The organism is Streptomyces sp. NPDC002104 (genome assembly GCF_053593795.1).
The window spans coordinates 1-17,785 of record NZ_JBSFDF010000062.1 but is presented as its reverse complement, the minus strand read 5'-3'; the positions used below and the strand labels follow the sequence as shown (position 1 = coordinate 17,785).

Genomic DNA, 17,785 nt, shown 5'->3' with positions numbered 1-17,785 from the left:
CCCGGAGCGCCCCTGCCCGAAGACCGGCCGCCCGGAGATCAGCCCCGCGGAGATCAGCCGCGCACCGCCGCCGCCGGGCCCGCGGTCGCCGCCCACACCTGGGGCAGCTCCCGTTCGCGGCGTTCGGCCAGCGCCTCCTCCCGGGCGTAGAGCACGCCCCAGGTGAAGGCCGACTCCCCCGCGCCGGCCGCCTGGACGGCGAGTGCGCGCAGGGCTTCGCGGGCGACGACCCCGTCCTGGTAGTCGCCGAGCAGGCTCTGGACCGCCTTCACGGACTTGGCCAGCTTGCGGGCGGGTTTGCCGAGCGCCGGGACCGCCGCCTCGGCCGCGTACCGGGCGCGCTTCGCGGCCTTGCGGGCCTCGTGCAGGGCCAGGTCGCGTGCCTCGCCGGGGTCCATGGACAGGGCGCCGGCGATCCGGTGGGCGAGGCGTTCGTAGTCCGCGAGGACCGCCGCGGGCAGGGCCGACTCGGCGGGCCGGGCGGCGGCCTTCAGCAGGGGCGGGTCGGCGAGCAGGGCGTCGAGGGAGTTCAGCAGGGCCACGTGGCGCCGGCTGTCGAGGGCGGCCAGAGCCGCGCGGCGCGAGCCGGTGCGCCGGGCGACGTTCCAGATCTTCAGCCGGCCGCGGACCGGGCCGAGCACCAGGGTGCGCGGGAGGGCGTCGAGCCCGGACTGGATCCGCTCCAGCAGCACCTCCTGGTCGCGGTCGACTCCGAGCTCGGTGGCGAGCCGGCGCAGTTCCTCGCCGATCGGGCCGGTCGCGGCGGGGTCCAGGACCCGGCGGTGGGTCTTGAAGGCGCTGCGCAGGCGCCGGGTGGCGACCCGCATCTGGTGGACGGAGTCGGGCAGCCCGCGGCGGACGGCGGGGTCCTGGGCGATGAGGGTGTCGCGCTGTTCGCGCAGGTACGCGAGCACGTGCGCGCCCACCGAGTCCGCGGCCGGGGCGCTGCCCGGGCCCGCCTCGGGGCCGCTCGTACGGGCCGGGGGTTCCCCGCCGGTCTCGGTCAGCGCCCGGGCGAGCTTCGAGGGGGCGTCGCTGACGTCGAGTCCGGCCTTGCGGAAGGTCTTCTCCACCGCGTCGAGCAGCGCAGGGTCGGCGCCGTCGGCGAGCTCGACCTCCACCTCGGTCCAGGCCGCGGTGGCGTCGGCGCGCTCGGCCCGTACGGCGTCCGTGGACAGTTCCGCGAGGAGGGCGCCGTCGGCGTCGAGGAGGTGGCTGACCTTGCGTGAGGACAGGAGCCTGACCTGGGGTTCCAGCGGGGCGTCGCGGACGCGGGAGCGCAGCAGCGCGGCCAGCTCGGCGGGGACGGTGTCGCCGAGGGGGGCGGTGATCTCGTCGCGCACGCCGGGGGCGACGGGCAGTTTCAGGTGCCAGCCGGCGTCCTTGCCGCCGGTGCGGCGGCGCAGGGTGAGCCCGTCGGCGGCGAGCCGCTGGTCGGGGGTGTCGTAGTAGACGGCGTCGAGCTCGGCCGTGCCCTGGTCGGTCACGGCCGCGATGGCGGCCGTGCCCGTCAGGTCGGGTACGCCGCGCCGTCCGGCCTTGGTGGTCCTGAACTCGAATTTGCGCTCGATCTCGCGCTTCGTGTCCGCCATGGTTCGAACGTAGTCCTGAACGGAACGCGGCGGGGAGGAAAACGGCGGGTGCGGCGGAAAACCGGCCCGGGAGGCGAGGAATCGAGCCGGTACCGGCCGGGCGGGGCCGGTACCGGCGTCACGTCCGCCCGCCCGGCCGGCATCACCGGCTCGCCCGCCGTCAGGCCGACATCGGCCGCTGCACCCTGATCGACTGGAGCAAGCCGATGGCCACCCACACGGCGAACATCGATGATCCTCCGTAGGACACGAACGGCAGCGGCAGTCCGGCCACGGGCATGATCCCGAGGGTCATGCCGATGTTCTCGAAGGCCTGGAAGGCGAACCAGGCGATGATCCCGGCGCACACGATCGTGCCGTACAGCTCGGTCGTCTCGCGGGCGATCACGCAGGCGCGCCACAGGATGACGCCGAGGAGCACCAGGATCAGCCCGGCTCCGACGAAGCCGAGCTCCTCGCCCGCCACGGTGAACACGAAGTCGGTCTGCTGCTCGGGGACGAACTGGCCGGTGGTCTGCGAGCCCTTGAAGAGCCCGGAGCCGGTCAGGCCGCCGGAGCCGATGGCGATGCGCGCCTGGTTGGTGTTGTAGCCGACGCCGGCCGGGTCGAGCTCGGGGTTGGCGAAGGCGGCGAAGCGGTTGATCTGGTACTCGTCGAGGACGCCGAGCTGCCAGATCAGGATGGCGCCGGCGGCGCCCGAGCCGATCAGGCCGATCACCCAGCGGTTGGAGGCGCCGGAGGCCAGCAGGACGCCGAGCACGATGACGACCATGACCATGACGGAGCCGAGGTCGGGCATCAGCATGATGATGCCCATGGGGAAGGCGGCCAGGCAGAGCGCCTTGACCACCGTGCGGTGGTCGGGGTGGGCGAGGTCTCCCGCGTCCACCCGGGCGGCCAGCAGCACCGCCATGACCAGGATGATCGTGATCTTGACGAACTCGGAGGGCTGCAGCGAGAAGCCGCCGCCGACCACGATCCACGCGTGGGCGCCGTTGATGGTGGCGCCGAGCGGGGTGAGCACGGCGAGGATCAGGACCACGGAGAGCCCGTAGAGGACCGGTACCGCGCCGCGCAGGGTGCGGTGGCCGAGCCAGATGGTGCCGATCATCAGCACGAGGCCGATGCCGGTGTTCATCGCGTGCCGGAAGAGGAAGTAGTACGGGTCCCCGTTGTTCAGCGAGGTCCGGTTGCGGGTCGCCGACCACACCAGCAGGGCGCCGATGAGGGAGAGGGCGAGCGCGGAGAGGAGTATCGGCCAGTCGAGCCGGCGCACCACGGAGTCGCGGGCGGTGAGTTTGGCCATCGCTCCCCGCTGCTCCGGCGCGTACCGGGCCACGGAGAATTTGTTGGCGGTCTGCATGTCGGTCCTCGGTACTCAGTCGTGCTGCGCGGGGCGTTGGGCGGCGGGCGGGCCGGCCAGCACGGGCGGCTCCGGTTCTTCCGGGGACGGGGGTACGTACGGCCTGATCTCGGGGGAATCGATGCCGCCGTCGGGGCGGATCTTGGGCAGGGTCTTCTCCGGGCCCAGCAGGAGCGCCTTCTTCACGTCCTGCTTGCCCTCCATGTCCAGGCCGTAGATGGCGTTGTACAGGTTGCGGACGGCGGGGCCGGCGGCCCCGGAGCCGGTGCCGCCCTGGGAGATGGTCATGACGATGACGAAGTCCTTGGTGTACGTCGCCAGCCACGAGGTGGTCTGCTTGCCGTAGACCTGGGCGGTGCCGGTCTTGGCGTGCATCGGGATCTTGTCCATCGGCCAGCCCGTGAAGCGCCAGGCGGCGGTGCCGCCGGGCTCGACGACCATGCGCAGGCCCTTGTCGAGGTTCTTGATGGTCTTGGCGTCGATCGGCAGCCGGCCGTGCGACTTGGGCTTGATCCACTCGACGTGCTTGCCGTCGGCGCTGATCACGGCCTTGCCGACGGTGGGGTCGAAGAGGGTGCCGCCGTTGCTGATGGCCGCGTAGGCGGTGGCCATCTGGATGGGGGTGACGAGCACGTCGCCCTGGCCGATGGCGAAGTTGATGCTGTCGTACGCCTTGAGCTGGTTGCCTTCGAGGCAGCTCTCGTAGGCGATCTGCTCGACGTAGGTGCCGCCCTTCTTGCCCTGCTTGCACCAGGAGTTCTTGTTGGCCGCCCAGAAGGACTGCTTCCAGTGCCGGTCGGGGATGCGGCCGGAGACCTCGTTGGGCAGGTCGATCCCGGTCTCGGAGCCGAGGCCGAACTCGCGGGCGGTCCGGTAGAACCAGTCGTGGGCGTCCTTCTTGGGCTTGAGGCCGCCGTCCCGCTGCCATTCCTTGTGCCCGAGGGCGTAGAAGACGGTGTTGCAGGAGAACTTGAGGGCTTCGCCGAGGGTGATGGGGCCGTGCCCCTTGGACTCGAAGTTCGCGAAGCTGCGGTTGCCCATGCTGTAGGAGGCGCTGCAGTTGTACTTGTCGTCGAAGGCGTATCCGGCCCGGACGGCCGCGCTCGCCGACACCACCTTGAAGATGGAGCCCGCGGGGGCCTGGCCCTGGATGGCCCGGTTCAGCAGCGGGTAGTTGGACTTCTCGCTGGTGAGCGAGGCGTAGTCCTTGGCGGCGATGCCGCCGACCCACTTGTTGGGGTCGTAGTCGGGCTGGGAGGCCATCGCGACGACCCGGCCGGTCTTGGCCTCCATCACGACGACGGCGCCCGAGTCGGCCTCGTACTTGCGGCCGGTGATGTTGTCCGTCTCGTTGCGGACCACCTTCATCGCCGCCTGGAGCTCGTACTCGGCGACGGACTGGACCCGGGCGTCGATGCTGGTGACGAGGGTGGATCCGGGCACGCCCGCGTCGGACTCGGTCTGGTGCATGACCCGGCCGAGGTTGTCCACCTCGTAGGAGGTGACCATGGCCTTGCCGCGCAGGTACTTGTCGTACGTGCGCTCGATCCCGGAACGGCCGACCTGGTCGGAGCGCAGGTGCGGCGAGTCGGTGTCCTTGGCCTTCTGGATCTCGGCGTCGGTGACCGGCGAGAGGTAGCCGAGCACCTGCGCGGTACGGGCCCCGCCGGGGGCCGGGTAGCGGCGGACGGCCACCGGCTCCGCGGTGATGCCGGGGAACTCCTCCGGGCGCTCGCGCAGCTGCAGCGCCTGCTGCGTGGTGGCGTCGAGGGTGATCGGGATCGGCTGGTACGGGGAGCCGTTCCAGCAGGGCGCGGGGGTCTGGGAGTCGCAGAGGCGGACCTTCTCCATGACCGCCTTGGGGGTCATGTCCAGGACGCCGGCGAGCCGGGTCATGACGGCCTGGCCGCGGTCCTTCATCTTCATCAGCGCCGTGCGGCTGGTGGAGACGACCAGGCGGGTCTCGTTGTCGGCGAGCGCGACGCCCCGGGCGTCGAGGACCGTCCCGCGCACAGCGGGCTGCACGACCCGCTGCACGTGGTTGCTCTTGGCCTCGTGGTAGTACTCCGCGCCGTTGCGGATCTGGAGGTACCAGAGCCGGCCGCCGAGGGTGAGGAACATGGAGCAGACGAGAACCTGGATGATCACGAGCCGGATCCGCACCCGGGAGGTACGGCCGGTCTCCGAAATGTTGGTCACGTGGACTCCTCCCTCACAGCTTCTTGACGCTCTTCACACCCTTGATTCCCTTGACGCCCTTTATCCGGCCGGCCCGGTTGGCCCGGCTGCGGGCCGTCTTCATCCGCAGGCCGCCGCGCTGGCTGCCGATCCGCAGTCCGGTGCCGCCGGCCAGCCAGCCGGAGGCGACGTCCTTGCCCGCGGGCGGGCCGCCGTTGGCCTCGACGGCCATCGGGTCGTTCTCGGCGCGGCGGGCCAGGGCCATGATGAACGGCACGGTGAAGGGGGCGAGCAGCAGGTCGTAGAGGACCGCGGTGAACACCAGTCCGCTCAGCCCCACGTGGCGGGCGGCGGTGTCGCCGACGAGGGCGCCGACGCTCGCGTAGAGCAGGGTGGAGACGAAGGCGGCGCCGACCACGGTGAGCATCGGGCCCCAGGCGGAGCGGAACCGTCCGGTGTCGGGACGGACCAGGCCGGCCACGTAGCCGATGACGCACAGCACGAGCGCGTAGCGGCCGGCGGCGTGGTCGGCGGGCGGGGCCAGGTCGGTGAGGAGGCCTGCGGCGAAGCCGATGAGGGCGCCGCTGACGCACCCGTACACGAGGGCGAGGGCGACGACCGTGAGCAGGACCAGGTCGGGGACGGCTCCGGGGAGTTGGAGGCGGCCCAGGATGGAGACCTGGACGACCAGCGCGACCACGACGAGCGTGCCCGAGAGCAGGATCCGGTTGAAACGCATGATGATCGGCTCCTAGTCGTCGGCCGGCTTGCCGGACGCGGACGCGCCGGGCGACGGGGTGACCGTGACGGTGACCGTCGGGGTGGGCTTGGGCGCCGCGGGCTTGGGCGGCAGGACCGCGTCGCGCGGGTCCTCGCGCGGCGGCATGACCACGACGCCGACGATGTCCAGGCGGGAGAAGCCGACGAAGGGGCGGACCCAGACGGTGCGGGTCAGGTCGCCGCGCGAGGGGTCGACCTTGATCACCTCGCCGATCGGGACGCCGGGCACGAAGGGCTTGTTGCCGCGCGAGCCGAAGGTGACGAGCCGGTCGCCGGTGTTGATCTTGGCCTTGCCGTTGAGCATCTGCACGGAGAGCTCCCGGTCGCCCTGGCCGGTGGCGAAGCCCAGTTCGCCGCTCTTCTCCAGCCGGGTGCCGACGGTGAAGTCGGGGTCGTTCGCGAGCACGACCGTGGCCGTGTCGGGGCCGACCGTGGCGACGCGGCCGACGAGCCCGTCCCCGTTCAGGACGGTCATGTCGCGCTCGATGCCGTCCTTGCTGCCCGCGTCGATGGTCACGGTCCAGGAGAAGCCCTGGGCCGCTCCTATGGCGATGACCTCGGCGCCCTTGATGCCGTACTGGCCCGCGCCGGCCCGCTTGAGCATCTCGTCGAGCTCGCGGATCCGGTTGCGGTTCTGGTCGTCGCTGCCCAGCTTGGCCTTGAGGGCGGTGTTCTCGCGCTCCAGCGTCGCGATGCGGTTGTGCCGCTCGCCGGAGTCCCGTACCGCCCCTATGGCGTTGGCGACCGGGTCGACCCCTTTCGCCACGCCCTTCTCGACCGGCCCGAAGACCGCTGCGGCGGCCTGTCGGGCACCGTCGACCGGAGACTCCTCACCCGTCCTGATGTCCACCGTGATCAAAGCGAACGCGATGGCGATCAGAAGCACCAGGAGCAGCCGGCTCTCTCGTGTGTCCCTCACGTGCGGCGGCCGTGCCTTCCTCTTAGTTACTCGTGCGGCGGAGCCGCTCCGGTGGAGCCGGGGCTTGCACCGGACCGTGCGGCTGAGCCGAACGAGACGGCCGCACCGCTCCGGTGGAGCCGGGGCTCGCACCGGACCTTGCCTGTATATCAACGATCCGCCGCACGGGCCCGGTAGCACCCGTACGGCGGATCATGTGTGTTCCACCGCCGCGCGGCGGGCCGGATCAGCGCCGCGGCTGGGCGTCCAGGACCTGCTGGAGCGCCTCGAACTCCTCCACGCACTTGCCGGATCCGAGCGCGACGGAGTCGAGCGGGTCCTCGGCGATGTGGATCGGCATGCCCGTCTCGCGGCGCAGCCGCTCGTCGAGGCCGCGGAGCAGGGCGCCGCCTCCGGTCAGGACGATCCCGCGGTCCATGATGTCGCCGGAGAGCTCCGGCGGGCACTTGTCGAGGGTGGTCTTGACGGCGTCGACGATCGCGTTGACCGGCTCCTCGATCGCCTTGCGCACCTCGGCGGCCGAGATGACGACGGTCTTGGGCAGGCCCGAGACCAGGTCACGACCGCGGATCTCGGTGTGCTCGTCCTTGTCGAGGTCGTAGGCCGACCCGATGGTGATCTTGATCTGCTCGGCGGTCCGCTCACCGAGGAGGAGGGAGTACTCCTTCTTGATGTGCTGGATGATCGCGTTGTCGAGCTCGTCGCCGGCCACCCGGATGGACTGTGCCGTGACGATTCCGCCGAGGGAGATGACGGCCACTTCCGTGGTGCCGCCACCGATGTCCACGACCATGTTGCCGGTGGCCTCGTGGACGGGCAGGCCCGCACCGATGGCGGCGGCCATCGGCTCTTCGATGATGTGCACCTGGCGGGCACCGGCCTGCGTGGACGCCTCGATGACGGCGCGGCGCTCCACTCCCGTGATGCCGGAGGGCACGCAGACCACGACCCGCGGGCGGGCCAGGTAACGGCGCTTGTGGATCTTGAGGATGAAGTACCGGAGCATCCGCTCGGTGATCTCGAAGTCGGCGATGACGCCGTCCTTGAGGGGCCTCACGGCGACGATGTTGCCGGGCGTGCGCCCGATCATCTTCTTGGCTTCGGAGCCGACCGCCAGGATGCCACCGGTGTTCGTGTTGATGGCGACCACGGACGGCTCGTTCAGGACGATTCCCCGGCCCCTCACGTACACCAGCGTGTTGGCGGTCCCGAGGTCGATCGCCATGTCACGGCCGATGAACGACATGTTGTTCCCCTTGTTCCCCATGAGGAGCGTCTGGCCTTCCAGTTGATAGCGGCTGCTGTCAGGTCGGCGAGGTGGGTGTGTGGGTGGAGGCCCCATCGTAGTGCCGCAAGTACGGCGTCCGCGCGACGGGACTCCGGCAAGCCCGCCGGAACGGATACCCGCCCCCTTAGTGGTGACGTCGTGTCCTGTCGATGCGTTCCCGAATGTGCCCGGTAATACCGGAGGGCGACCGAAATTACTTCGGTCGCCCCAGGTCATGAGCGCTATTCGGCTGATGTTGCGTCAGAAAAGAGTGATCACAGCGCCGGGAAGAACAGCTTCAGTTCCCGCTCCGCGGACTCCTCGGAGTCCGAGGCGTGGATCAGGTTCTCCCGGGTGACGGTACCGAAGTCACCCCGGATGGAGCCGGGCGCGGCGGCAATCGGGTCAGTGGGTCCGGCCAACTGGCGGACACCCTCGATCACGCGCTCCCCTTCGACGACCAGGGCCACGACCGGGCCGCTGGCCATGAAGCCCATGAGGGGCTCGTAGAAGGGCTTGCCCTTGTGCTCGCCGTAGTGCGCCTCCAGGGTCTCCTGGTCCAGCGTGCGCAGCTCCAGCGCGGGAATGGTCCAGCCGGCCTTCCGCTCGATGCGGCCGACGATCTCGCCGATCAGGCCGCGACGGACGGCGTCGGGCTTGAGGAGGACGAGCGTGCGCTGGGTCATATGGGTAACTCCTTGCGGCATACGGGTGCGGTCCGACGAGGCTACAGGGGCCCGGGCCCCCGCCGTACGGGGCCTTGCCCGGCCCCGCTCCGGCTCCCCGGCGGGCTACGCCTCGGTCGGGGCGGCGGCCTGTGCCTCCGCCTGGGCGGCCCAGCGGGCCTTGATCACGTCGATGCGGCGGCCGTAGCGGATCGAGCACCACCACAGCCCCGCGAACACCACGCCCAGGATGAACATCATCGGCACGACGAAACCGCTCAGCACCAGCCCGATCTGCAGGGCCCAGCCGATCTGGACGGCCCCGGGGCGCGAGAGCATCCCGCACAGCAGCACCGAGACCAGCATCGCGATCCCGCAGACCGTCCAGACCGTGGCCTGGCTCAGATCGCCCTTCATCGCGACCAGCCCCGCGAAGCCGATCACGAAGAACTCGGCGATCAGCGTCGAAGCACACAGCGTGCGCATCCGTCAGCCCCTCTTCAGCAGCATGCGGGCCTCGCCCACCGTGATGACGGACCCGGTCACCAGGACCCCGGCCCCTCCGTACTCCGCCTCTTCCTCCGCCAGGGTGATCGCCGCCTCGATGGCGTCGTCCAGCCGCGGCTCCACCTGCACCCGCTCGGCGCCGAAGACCTCGACCGCGATGGCCGCCAGCTCGTCGGCGGAGATCGCCCGGTGGCTGGTGTTCTCCGTGACCACGACCTCCGCGAAGATCGGCTCGAAGGCCTCGAAGACCCCGCGCACGTCCTTGCCGTCGCTCGCGCCCACGACCCCGATCAGCCGGCTGAAGCCGAAGGCCTCAGTCACCGCCTCCGCGGTGACCTGCGCCCCGGCCGGGTTGTGCGCCGCGTCCAGGACCACCGTGGGGCTGCGCCGCACGACCTCCATGCGGCCGGGCGAGGTCACCGAGGCGAAGGCCTTGCGCACGGTCTCCGCGTCCAGGACCCGCGCGTGGTCGGCGCCGATCCCGAAGAAGGCCTCGACCGCCGCCAGCGCCACCGCCGCGTTGTGCGCCATGTGGGCGCCGTGCAGCGGCAGGAAGATCCCGTCGTACTCGCCGCCCAGGCCGCGCAGCGTCAGCTGCTGCCCGCCCACCGCGACCTCGCGGGAGACGACGCCGAACTCCATGCCCGCACGGGCCACCGTCGCATCGACCTCCACGGCCCGCTTCAGCAGCACCTGCGCCGCGTCCACCGGCTGCTGCGCCAGGATCACGGTGGCGCCCTGCTTGATGATGCCGCCCTTCTCCTGGGCGATCTCGCCGGTGGTGGAGCCGAGCCGGTCCGTGTGGTCCAGGCTGATCGGGGTGACCACGGCGACCGCGCCGTCGATCACGTTGGTGGCGTCCCAGGTGCCGCCCATGCCGACCTCGATCACGGCCGCGTCCACGGGCGCGTCCGCGAAGGCCGCGTAGGCCATGCCGGTGAGGACCTCGAAGAACGACAGCCGGATCTCCTCGGCCGCGTCCACCATGTCCACGTACGGCTTGATGTCCTCGTACGCCTCGATGAACCGCTCGGCGGCGATCGGCGCCCCGTCCAGGCTGATCCGCTCCGTGATCGACTGCACGTGCGGGCTGGTGTAGCGCCCGGTGCGCAGCTCGAAGGCGTTCAGCAGCGCCTCGATCATGCGGGAGGTGCTCGTCTTGCCGTTGGTGCCGGTGACGTGGATGGAGGGGTACGCGCGCTGCGGCTCGCCCAGGACGTCCATCAGCGCGGCGATCCGCGTGACGGAGGGCTCCAGCTTGGTCTCGCCCCAGCGGCCGGCCAGCTCCTGCTCCACCTCCCGCAGCGCCTTGGCGACCTCGGGGTCGGCGGGCTCTTCGGGTACCGGGTCGCCCTGGAGCGGACCGGCCTGCGTGCGCAGGGTGCGGCTGCCCGCTTCGATCACCGCCAGGTCGGGGTCGCGGTCGGACTCCTCCGCCACGATCTGGTCGAAGGCGTCGAAGCTGTCATCGTGGCTCTCGGGCTGCTGCTCACTCACGGGACCCAGTCTACGGACGAGGAGCACAGGGACTTTCGGCCCGGTCGTATCGGGACCTTCGGCGGCAGGAGCGACCAGATCGTTATGCAAGCCTTGCGGGCAGGAGATAGGGGAATAAATGCCGCAGGCCAGCACCAATAAGACAGCTTCCAGCCGCGACATAGGCATCGACCTGGGAACCGCGAACACCCTCGTCTACGCACGGGGGCACGGCATCGTCCTCAATGAGCCGTCCGTGGTGGCCGTCAAGGCGGGCACCACCACCGCACTGGCCGTCGGGAGCGAGGCCAAGGAGACCATCGGCCGCACGCCCGGCTCCATCACCGCGATCCGCCCCCTCAAGGACGGCGTGATCTGCGACTACGAGGCCGCCGAGGAGATGATCCGGCACTTCGTCCGCAAGGCCGTCCCCGGCCGCCGGGCGCGCACCCGCATGGTGATCTGCGTACCGTCCGGGGTCACCCCGGTGGAGCGGCGGGCCATCATCCACGCCTCCTCCCGGGCAGGCGCCAGGACCGTGCACCTGATCGAGGAACCCATGGCCGCGGCGATCGGCGCCGGGCTCCCGGTGTCCGAACCGCGCGGCTCGATGGTCGTCGACATCGGCGGCGGCACGTCCGAGGTGGCCGTCATCTCGCTGGGCGGCATCGTCACCGCGCAGTCCCTGCGGGTCGCCGGTGACCGGATGGACGCCGCCATCACCGACTGGGTCCGCAAGGAGCACTCCCTGCTCATCGGGGACCGCACCGCCGAGGACGTCAAGATCGCCATCGGCTCGGCGTGGCCGGTGCCGGACCGGCCGGAGCTGGAGACCGCCACCTTCACGGTGCGGGGGCGCGAGAAGGTCGGCGGCATGCCCCAGACGCTCGCGCTCGACGCGCGCGACGTGCGCGCCGCCCTGGAGGAGCCGGTCGAGGCGATCATCGCGGCGGTCCGCGCCACCCTGGAGGAGTGCCCGCCCGAACTGTCCGGGGACGTCATGGAGCACGGCATCGTCCTGACCGGCGGCGGCGCGCTGCTGCCCGGCCTGGACCTGCGGATGGCCTCCTCGACCGGGATCCCGGTCTTCGTCGCGGACGCCCCGCTGGACTGCGTGGCCCTGGGCTCGGGCCGCTGCGTGGAGGACATGGACGCGCTCAGCAGCCTGCTGGCGCCGGCGCGGGCGTAGCGGGGGGGCAGCGGGGGCGGGGGCGGCGGGCCCCGCGATCAGCCCTTCGGGAGGATCGCCAGGACCTCGTACGCGTCCTGCGTGCGCGTGGCCGTCAGGGTGCCGCCCAGGCTGCGCACGCGCTCGGACATGCTCGCCGTGCCCGAGCCCGCCGAGACGGGGGCCCTGGCCGGGCTGCGCCGCGCCAGCCCGTTGCGGACGGCGATCCGCAGCTGCGGGCCGTCCGCCGCGATGGACACCTCGATGGTTTCGCCGCGCGCGTGCTTGGCGGCGTTGGTCAGGCATTCCTGCACCACCCGGTAGACCGCCGCCTGGCGCAGCGGCGACAGCCCGTGCACGTCCGGATCGAGGGCGAGCCGTACGGGCGAACCCGCGCGCCCGCTCTCCTCCGCGAGCGCCGCCAGCCCCTCCACGCCCGGGGTGGACGCCCGCTCCCCGCGCTGCACGATGATCTCGTTGAGCACGAGGTGGGCCCGGCGCGCGGTGTCGGCGAGCTCCTCGAAGTCCTTCGCGTACGCGGTCTCGCGCGAGCGCATCGACAGCACCTCGGAGCGGACCGTCAGCAGGGTCAGCTCGCGCCCGACGAAGTCGTGGACGTCGCGGGCGACGGAGGTCCGCTCCTGCTGGACCGCGTGGAGGACGGCGGACTCGGCGCGCCGGGTGTCGAGCTCGCGCACGAGGTCGTGCCGGTAGGCGGCGATCCCCACGGCCGAGGCGAGGACCCCGATCGGCACGACGAGGCTGAGGAAGGAGCTGAGGGTCTCGGCCTTGGCCAGCGGCCAGCCCGGCACGCAGCAGAACAGGCACAGCGCGAAGGCGACGTAGCCCAGGGTGGCGAGGACGCCGGCCCGGCGCCCGCGGAAGCGGCCCACCGAGTACAGCGCGAACTGGATCAGGGTCAGCTCGTGCAGCCAGCCGATGAAGAGCAGCGCCGCGAGGTACGAGACCCAGGGCAGCCGGCGCCGCACCAGCAGCGTGGAGCAGCCGACGGCCAGCACGACCGCCGCGGAGGGCCCGCTCAGGGAGTTGTCGGCGGCCGCCAGGCCCGGCAGGTCGAGCGCCATCAGGAACAGGCAGCTCAGCGCCGCCAGCAGGTCCATCGCGCGCGGCGACCCGGCCCAGCCCTGCGCGATCCGGCGGCCGAAGGCCAGGAGCCGCTGGGGCGCCGAAGGGGAGGGCGTGACGTGCATGCCCTCCATCATCCGTGCTCGGGCTCCCCGATCCCGGCCGCCCGGACCCGAGAAGGCGTGATGTAGGGCACTTCGGACAGGCCGGAGGCCCTTCGGCCCGGAGGCGTTCCGCTCTACCCGGGACCGCGGGCCCGCTCGTAGCGTTGGGAGAATGACCAACCGAAGGGGAACGACCACCCCCCGGGGCACCGCCCTGCTCCTGCTGATCGGCGGCCTCGTCGGCACCCTGGCCTCCGGTGTCCTCACCTACGACCGCATCCGCACGCTGGAGGACCCGCTCTTCACCCCGGGCTGCAACCTCAACGCGGTGCTCAGCTGCGGCGACGTGATGACCACCTGGCAGAGCAACCTGCTCGGCTTCCCGAACATGCTGCTCGGCCTCGCCGGCTTCGCGGCCCTCGCCGGACTCGGTACGGCCCTGGTCGCGGGCGCCGTGTTCCCCCGGTGGCTGTGGCGCGGGCTGTGGGCCGGGATCGCGGCCGGCTTCGCCTTCACGGTGTGGCTGATCAGCCAGTGCCTGTACGTGATCGGGGCGCTGTGCCCGTGGTGCATGGTCGTCTGGGCGGTGATGATCCCGCTGTTCTGGTACGTCACCCGGCACCTGTCCCCGGCCGGCTCCCGGCTGCGGGCGCTCCCCCACTGGGTGGTGCCGCTGGCCGCGTACGGAGTGGTGGCGGTGCTCATCCTGACGGAATTCGGCGCCCGGCTGCTGTGACGCCGGCCCCCTCGCGGGGAACGGATACGGCGAAGGCCCCCACGTCGACCGACGGCGTGGGGGCCTTCGCCCATGTCCTCACCCGGGCTGTCAGCCCTCGGGCAGGGCTTCCAGCTGCGCCTTCAGGCGGGCGATGTCGTCCTCCGCCTTCGTCAGCCGGCCCTTGATCTTGTCCACGACGTTGTCCGGGGCCTTGGCGATGAACGCCTCGTTCCCGAGCTTCGCCTCGGCCTGCTGCTTCTCCTTCTCGGCGGCGGCCAGGTCCTTGCTCAGCCGCTTGCGCTCCGCCGGGATGTCGATGGTGCCCGACAGGTCGAGCGCGACGGTGGCGCCGGCGACCGGCAGGGTCGCGGTGGCGCTGAAGGCGTCGCCCTCCGGCTGCAGGCGCAGCACCTGGCGGATGGCGGCCTCGTGGGCGGCCAGCGCGGTGGCGGACAGGTCCAGGCGGGCCGGGACCTTCTGCTTGTCGTCGAGACCCTGCTCCTTGCGGAACCGGCGGACCTCGCGGACCAGGGTCTGGATGCCCTCGATCTCGGCCTCGGCGGCCGCGTCGCGGAAGCCACTGTCCTTGGGCCAGTCGGCGATCACCAGGGACTCGCCGCCGGTCAGCGTGGTCCACAGGGTCTCGGTGACGAAGGGGACCACCGGGTGCAGCAGGCGCAGCATGACGTCGAGGACCTCGCCGAGGACCCGCGCGGAGGCCTTGGCCGGCTCGCCGCCCGCGAAGAACGTCGTCTTCGACAGCTCGACGTACCAGTCGAAGACCTCGTCCCACGCGAAGTGGTAGAGCGCCTCGCTGAGCTTCGAGAACTGGTAGTCCTCGTAGAACGCGTCGGCCTGCGCGACCGTCTCGTTCAGCCGGGACAGGATCCAGCGGTCGGTCGCCGACATCTCCTCGACCGAGGGCAGCTCGCCCTCGATCGTGGCGCCGTTCATCATCGCGAAGCGGGTGGCGTTCCAGATCTTGTTGGCGAACTTGCTGGAGGCCTGGACCCAGTCCTCGCCGATCGGGACGTCGACACCCGGGTTGGCGCCGCGCGCCAGGGTGAAGCGGACCGCGTCGGAACCGTACTTGTCCATCCAGTCCAGCGGGTTGACCGCGTTGCCGAAGGACTTCGACATCTTCTTGCCGCGCTCGTCGCGGACCATGCCGTGCAGGGCGATGGTGTGGAACGGCGGGGTGCCGTCCATCGCGTACAGGCCGAACATCATCATCCGGGCGACCCAGAAGAAGAGGATGTCGTAGCCGGTGACCAGGACGGAGTTCGGGTAGAACTTCGCCAGGCTGTCGGTCTGCTGCGGCCAGCCGAGCGTGGAGAACGGCCACAGGCCGGAGGAGAACCAGGTGTCCAGGACGTCCGTGTCCTGGGTCCAGCCCTCGCCGCTCGGCGGCTGCTCGTCGGGGCCGACGCAGACGATCTCGCCGTTCGGGCCGTACCAGACGGGGATGCGGTGGCCCCACCACAGCTGGCGCGAGATGCACCAGTCGTGGAGGTTGTCGACCCAGTCGAAGTAGCGCTTCTCCATCTCCTGCGGGTGGATCTTGACCTGGCCGTCGCGGACCGCGTCACCGGCGGCCTTGGCGAGCGGTCCGACCTTGACCCACCACTGGAGCGAGAGGCGCGGCTCGATGGTGGTCTTGCAGCGCGAGCAGTGGCCGACGGAGTGCGTGTACGGGCGCTTCTCGGCGACGATCCGGCCCTCGGCGCGCAGCGCGGCGACGATGGCGGAGCGGGCCTCCAGCCGGTCCAGGCCCAGGAAGGGGCCGTGGACGGTGATGACGGCGTGCTCGTCCATGACGGCGAGGTTGGGCAGGCCGTGGCGCTGACCGATCTCGAAGTCGTTGGGGTCGTGCGCCGGGGTCACCTTGACGGCGCCGGTGCCGAACTCGGGGTCGACGTGCTCGTCGGCGACGACCGGGATGCGGCGGCCGGTCAGCGGCAGCTCGATCTCGGTGCCGACCAGGTGGCGGTAGCGCTCGTCGTCGGGGTGGACGGCGACGGCGGTGTCACCGAGCATCGTCTCGGCGCGGGTCGTCGCGACGACGATGGAGGCGTCACCGTCCCCGTACCGGATGGAGACGAGCTCGCCCTCGTCGTCCTGGTACTCGACCTCGATGTCGGAGATCGCGGTGAGGCAGCGGGGGCACCAGTTGATGATGCGCTCGGCGCGGTAGATCAGCTCGTCGTCGTAGAGCTTCTTGAAGATGGTCTGGACGGCCTCGGAGAGGCCCTCGTCCATGGTGAAGCGCTCGCGCGACCAGTCGACGCCGTCGCCGAGGCGGCGCATCTGGCCGGAGATCTGGCCGCCGGACTCGCCCTTCCACTGCCAGACGCGCTCGACGAAGGCCTCGCGGCCCAGGTCGTGGCGGGACTTGCCCTCCTTGGCGAGCTCGCGCTCGACGACGTTCTGGGTGGCGATGCCCGCGTGGTCCATGCCGGGCTGCCAGAGGGTCTCGTAGCCCTGCATGCGCTTGCGGCGGGTGATGGCGTCGATCAGCGTGTGCTCGAAGGCGTGCCCCAGGTGGAGGCTTCCGGTGACGTTCGGCGGCGGGATGACGATGGCGAAGGGGGGCTTGTCGCTCTTCTCGTCCGCCTCGAAGTACCCACGCTCCACCCAGCGCTCGTAGAGCTTCCCCTCTACATCGGCCGGCGCGTAGGAGGTCGGCAGTTCGGAGTAGGGGCTGCTGGGTGTCTGCGTGTTCTCGGTCACGGGGCACAGTTTAGAGCGGTAACAGTCCAGTCATGAAACCGGCTTTCCCAGGGCCCGCCGCCCTGAGGGCCTCCGGCTTCCGCGAGGATGTGTGGGACGTATAAACAACCTCATGGGGGGACGCGGGATGAGCTACAACCAGCCGGGACCGTACGGAGGCCAGCAGCCGCAGCAGCCGGGGCCCTACGGGCAGCAGCCGCAGCAGCCGCCGCAGCCGAACCCGTACGGCGGCCAGCAGCCCGGCCCGTACGGCCAGCAGCCCGGCTACGGCTACCCGCAGCAGGCCCCCCAGGGCGTCCCGCAGCAGGGCTACCCGCAGCAGCAGCCCGGCTTCCCCCAGCAGCAGGCCCCGTACGGCGGCTACCAGCAGCAGCCCCCGTACGGCGGGGTCCCCCCGCAGCAGCCCGCCAAGAAGTCCAAGGCCGGCGTGATCATCGCGGTGGTCCTGGCGGTGGCCGTGATCGGCGGCGCCGGCTGGTACTTCACCCAGGGCGGCGGCGCCTCGGCCTCGATATCCGCGGACACCAAGGGCTACAAGCTGGTGGCTCCGGCGTCGGTGGACGACTTCAAGAAGGACCCGAAGAGCAAGCAGGAAGAGTTCACCGACAAGGACCGCAAGGAAGCGGAGTCCGTCGGCGTCAAGAACCCGACCCAGGTCGGCCAGACCTACCAGTCGGGCGACCCGAAGAACCCGCTGGGCGCGAAGGCGATCAACTTCCAGGGCGTGTACGGCGAGATCGCCGACCCGGAGAAGGCCGTGGACGCCTACTTCGCCATGGCCAAGGCCGATTCGATGAAGAGCGAGGACGACGGGGAGGCGGAACTCGTCGGCTCCCCCAAGGTGATGAACCCGGCAGGGTTCAAGGGCGCCGTGATGAAGTGCCAGGAGCTCAAGCTCACTCCGAAGAAGTCCTCGTCGAGCCCGCTCACCAAGCCCTTCAGCCTCCCGGTCTGCATCTGGGGCGACTACAGCACCCTGACCGTCGTGACCATGGTGGACTTCGCCTCCGTCATGGGCGGCGGCCAGGGCTTCACCCTGGAGCAGACCGCGGGCTACACGGCGAAGCTCTACAACACCTCGCGCACCAAGCTGTGAGCTGAGGCCGCCCGCCGGCACCCGGTGGCGGACCACTCGGGCATACGGACATGAGGAAGGGGCGGGCCCCCGGTAGGGGGGGGGGGCCCTAGGAGAGTGGCGCCGGGGGCCCCGACGCCGCAGATCGGGGGGGGCC

General features: G+C 71.0%; 14 protein-coding genes. 3 read left to right on the top strand and 11 right to left on the bottom strand.

Features of this window, described 5'->3' with window-relative positions; translation table 11 throughout:
• Positions 1 to 53: 53 nt before the first annotated feature.
• From ACWCP2_RS33595 to folC, 9 genes are all read right to left on the bottom strand, one after another.
• The gene (locus ACWCP2_RS33595) at positions 54 to 1,592 is read right to left on the bottom strand and encodes a CYTH and CHAD domain-containing protein (RefSeq protein WP_450912348.1); all 1,539 of its coding nucleotides are present in this window, start codon (positions 1,590 to 1,592) and stop codon (positions 54 to 56) included.
• 160 nt (positions 1,593 to 1,752) lie between these two features.
• On the bottom strand, positions 1,753 to 2,955 hold the full coding sequence (gene rodA / locus ACWCP2_RS33590) for a rod shape-determining protein RodA (protein WP_450912347.1): 1,203 nt from the start codon (positions 2,953 to 2,955) through the stop codon (positions 1,753 to 1,755).
• A 15-nt stretch (positions 2,956 to 2,970) separates the two neighbouring features.
• The gene (gene mrdA, locus ACWCP2_RS33585; protein WP_450912346.1) at positions 2,971 to 5,154 is read right to left on the bottom strand and encodes a penicillin-binding protein 2; all 2,184 of its coding nucleotides are present in this window, start codon (positions 5,152 to 5,154) and stop codon (positions 2,971 to 2,973) included.
• Between the two features lie 13 nt (positions 5,155 to 5,167).
• Positions 5,168 to 5,872, bottom strand: a complete 705-nt coding sequence (mreD, locus tag ACWCP2_RS33580) for a rod shape-determining protein MreD (RefSeq protein WP_450912345.1) — start codon at positions 5,870 to 5,872, stop codon at positions 5,168 to 5,170.
• Between the two features lie 12 nt (positions 5,873 to 5,884).
• Entirely contained in the window at positions 5,885 to 6,832 is a 948-nt protein-coding gene (gene mreC / locus ACWCP2_RS33575) for a rod shape-determining protein MreC (protein ID WP_450912344.1), read from the bottom strand.
• A 226-nt stretch (positions 6,833 to 7,058) separates the two neighbouring features.
• Positions 7,059 to 8,078, bottom strand: coding sequence for a rod shape-determining protein (locus ACWCP2_RS33570; protein WP_069923827.1), 1,020 nt, complete (start codon positions 8,076 to 8,078; stop codon positions 7,059 to 7,061).
• Between the two features lie 296 nt (positions 8,079 to 8,374).
• Positions 8,375 to 8,785, bottom strand: coding sequence for a nucleoside-diphosphate kinase (ndk, locus tag ACWCP2_RS33565; RefSeq protein ID WP_327306765.1), 411 nt, complete (start codon positions 8,783 to 8,785; stop codon positions 8,375 to 8,377).
• A gap of 105 nt (positions 8,786 to 8,890) precedes the next feature.
• On the bottom strand, positions 8,891 to 9,250 hold the full coding sequence (locus ACWCP2_RS33560) for a DUF4233 domain-containing protein (protein WP_266877615.1): 360 nt from the start codon (positions 9,248 to 9,250) through the stop codon (positions 8,891 to 8,893).
• Between the two features lie 3 nt (positions 9,251 to 9,253).
• Positions 9,254 to 10,768: a bifunctional tetrahydrofolate synthase/dihydrofolate synthase gene (gene folC / locus ACWCP2_RS33555; protein WP_450912343.1), complete on the bottom strand. Its 1,515-nt coding sequence runs from the start codon at positions 10,766 to 10,768 to the stop codon at positions 9,254 to 9,256.
• A gap of 118 nt (positions 10,769 to 10,886) precedes the next feature.
• Between folC and ACWCP2_RS33550 the strand changes: the two genes are divergently transcribed.
• Positions 10,887 to 11,936, top strand: coding sequence for a rod shape-determining protein (locus ACWCP2_RS33550; protein WP_450912342.1), 1,050 nt, complete (start codon positions 10,887 to 10,889; stop codon positions 11,934 to 11,936).
• A 38-nt stretch (positions 11,937 to 11,974) separates the two neighbouring features.
• On the opposite strand, the gene ACWCP2_RS33545 is transcribed toward ACWCP2_RS33550, so the two are convergent.
• Positions 11,975 to 13,126: a sensor histidine kinase gene (locus ACWCP2_RS33545; RefSeq protein WP_450912341.1), complete on the bottom strand. Its 1,152-nt coding sequence runs from the start codon at positions 13,124 to 13,126 to the stop codon at positions 11,975 to 11,977.
• Positions 13,127 to 13,277: 151 nt separating this feature from the next.
• Here ACWCP2_RS33545 and ACWCP2_RS33540 point away from each other — a divergent pair, with 151 nt between their 5' ends.
• Complete coding sequence (locus ACWCP2_RS33540; protein WP_450912340.1) at positions 13,278 to 13,841, top strand: vitamin K epoxide reductase family protein; 564 nt, start codon at positions 13,278 to 13,280, stop codon at positions 13,839 to 13,841.
• A 90-nt stretch (positions 13,842 to 13,931) separates the two neighbouring features.
• On the opposite strand, the gene ACWCP2_RS33535 is transcribed toward ACWCP2_RS33540, so the two are convergent.
• A complete protein-coding gene (locus tag ACWCP2_RS33535; RefSeq protein ID WP_450912339.1) occupies positions 13,932 to 16,553 on the bottom strand; it encodes a valine--tRNA ligase in 2,622 nt (873 codons plus the stop codon).
• Positions 16,554 to 16,680: 127 nt separating this feature from the next.
• Between ACWCP2_RS33535 and ACWCP2_RS33530 the strand changes: the two genes are divergently transcribed.
• A complete protein-coding gene (locus ACWCP2_RS33530) occupies positions 16,681 to 17,649 on the top strand; it encodes a hypothetical protein (protein WP_450912361.1) in 969 nt (322 codons plus the stop codon).
• Positions 17,650 to 17,785 lie beyond the last annotated feature (136 nt).

Excerpts from the sequence above, each read along its gene's own strand:
- ndk (WP_327306765.1), bottom strand. The coding sequence starts at position 8,785 with ATGACCCAGCGCACGCTCGTCCTCCTCAAGCCCGACGCCGTCCGTCGC.
- ACWCP2_RS33570 (WP_069923827.1), bottom strand. The coding sequence starts at position 8,078 with ATGTCGTTCATCGGCCGTGACATGGCGATCGACCTCGGGACCGCCAAC.
- rodA (WP_450912347.1), bottom strand. The coding sequence starts at position 2,955 with ATGCAGACCGCCAACAAATTCTCCGTGGCCCGGTACGCGCCGGAGCAG.
- ACWCP2_RS33560 (WP_266877615.1), bottom strand. The coding sequence starts at position 9,250 with ATGCGCACGCTGTGTGCTTCGACGCTGATCGCCGAGTTCTTCGTGATC.
- ACWCP2_RS33530 (WP_450912361.1), top strand. The coding sequence starts at position 16,681 with ATGAGCTACAACCAGCCGGGACCGTACGGAGGCCAGCAGCCGCAGCAG.
- mreD (WP_450912345.1), bottom strand. The coding sequence starts at position 5,872 with ATGCGTTTCAACCGGATCCTGCTCTCGGGCACGCTCGTCGTGGTCGCG.
- ACWCP2_RS33595 (WP_450912348.1), bottom strand. The coding sequence starts at position 1,592 with ATGGCGGACACGAAGCGCGAGATCGAGCGCAAATTCGAGTTCAGGACC.
- ACWCP2_RS33550 (WP_450912342.1), top strand. The coding sequence starts at position 10,887 with ATGCCGCAGGCCAGCACCAATAAGACAGCTTCCAGCCGCGACATAGGC.
- ACWCP2_RS33545 (WP_450912341.1), bottom strand. The coding sequence starts at position 13,126 with ATGCACGTCACGCCCTCCCCTTCGGCGCCCCAGCGGCTCCTGGCCTTC.
- ACWCP2_RS33540 (WP_450912340.1), top strand. The coding sequence starts at position 13,278 with ATGACCAACCGAAGGGGAACGACCACCCCCCGGGGCACCGCCCTGCTC.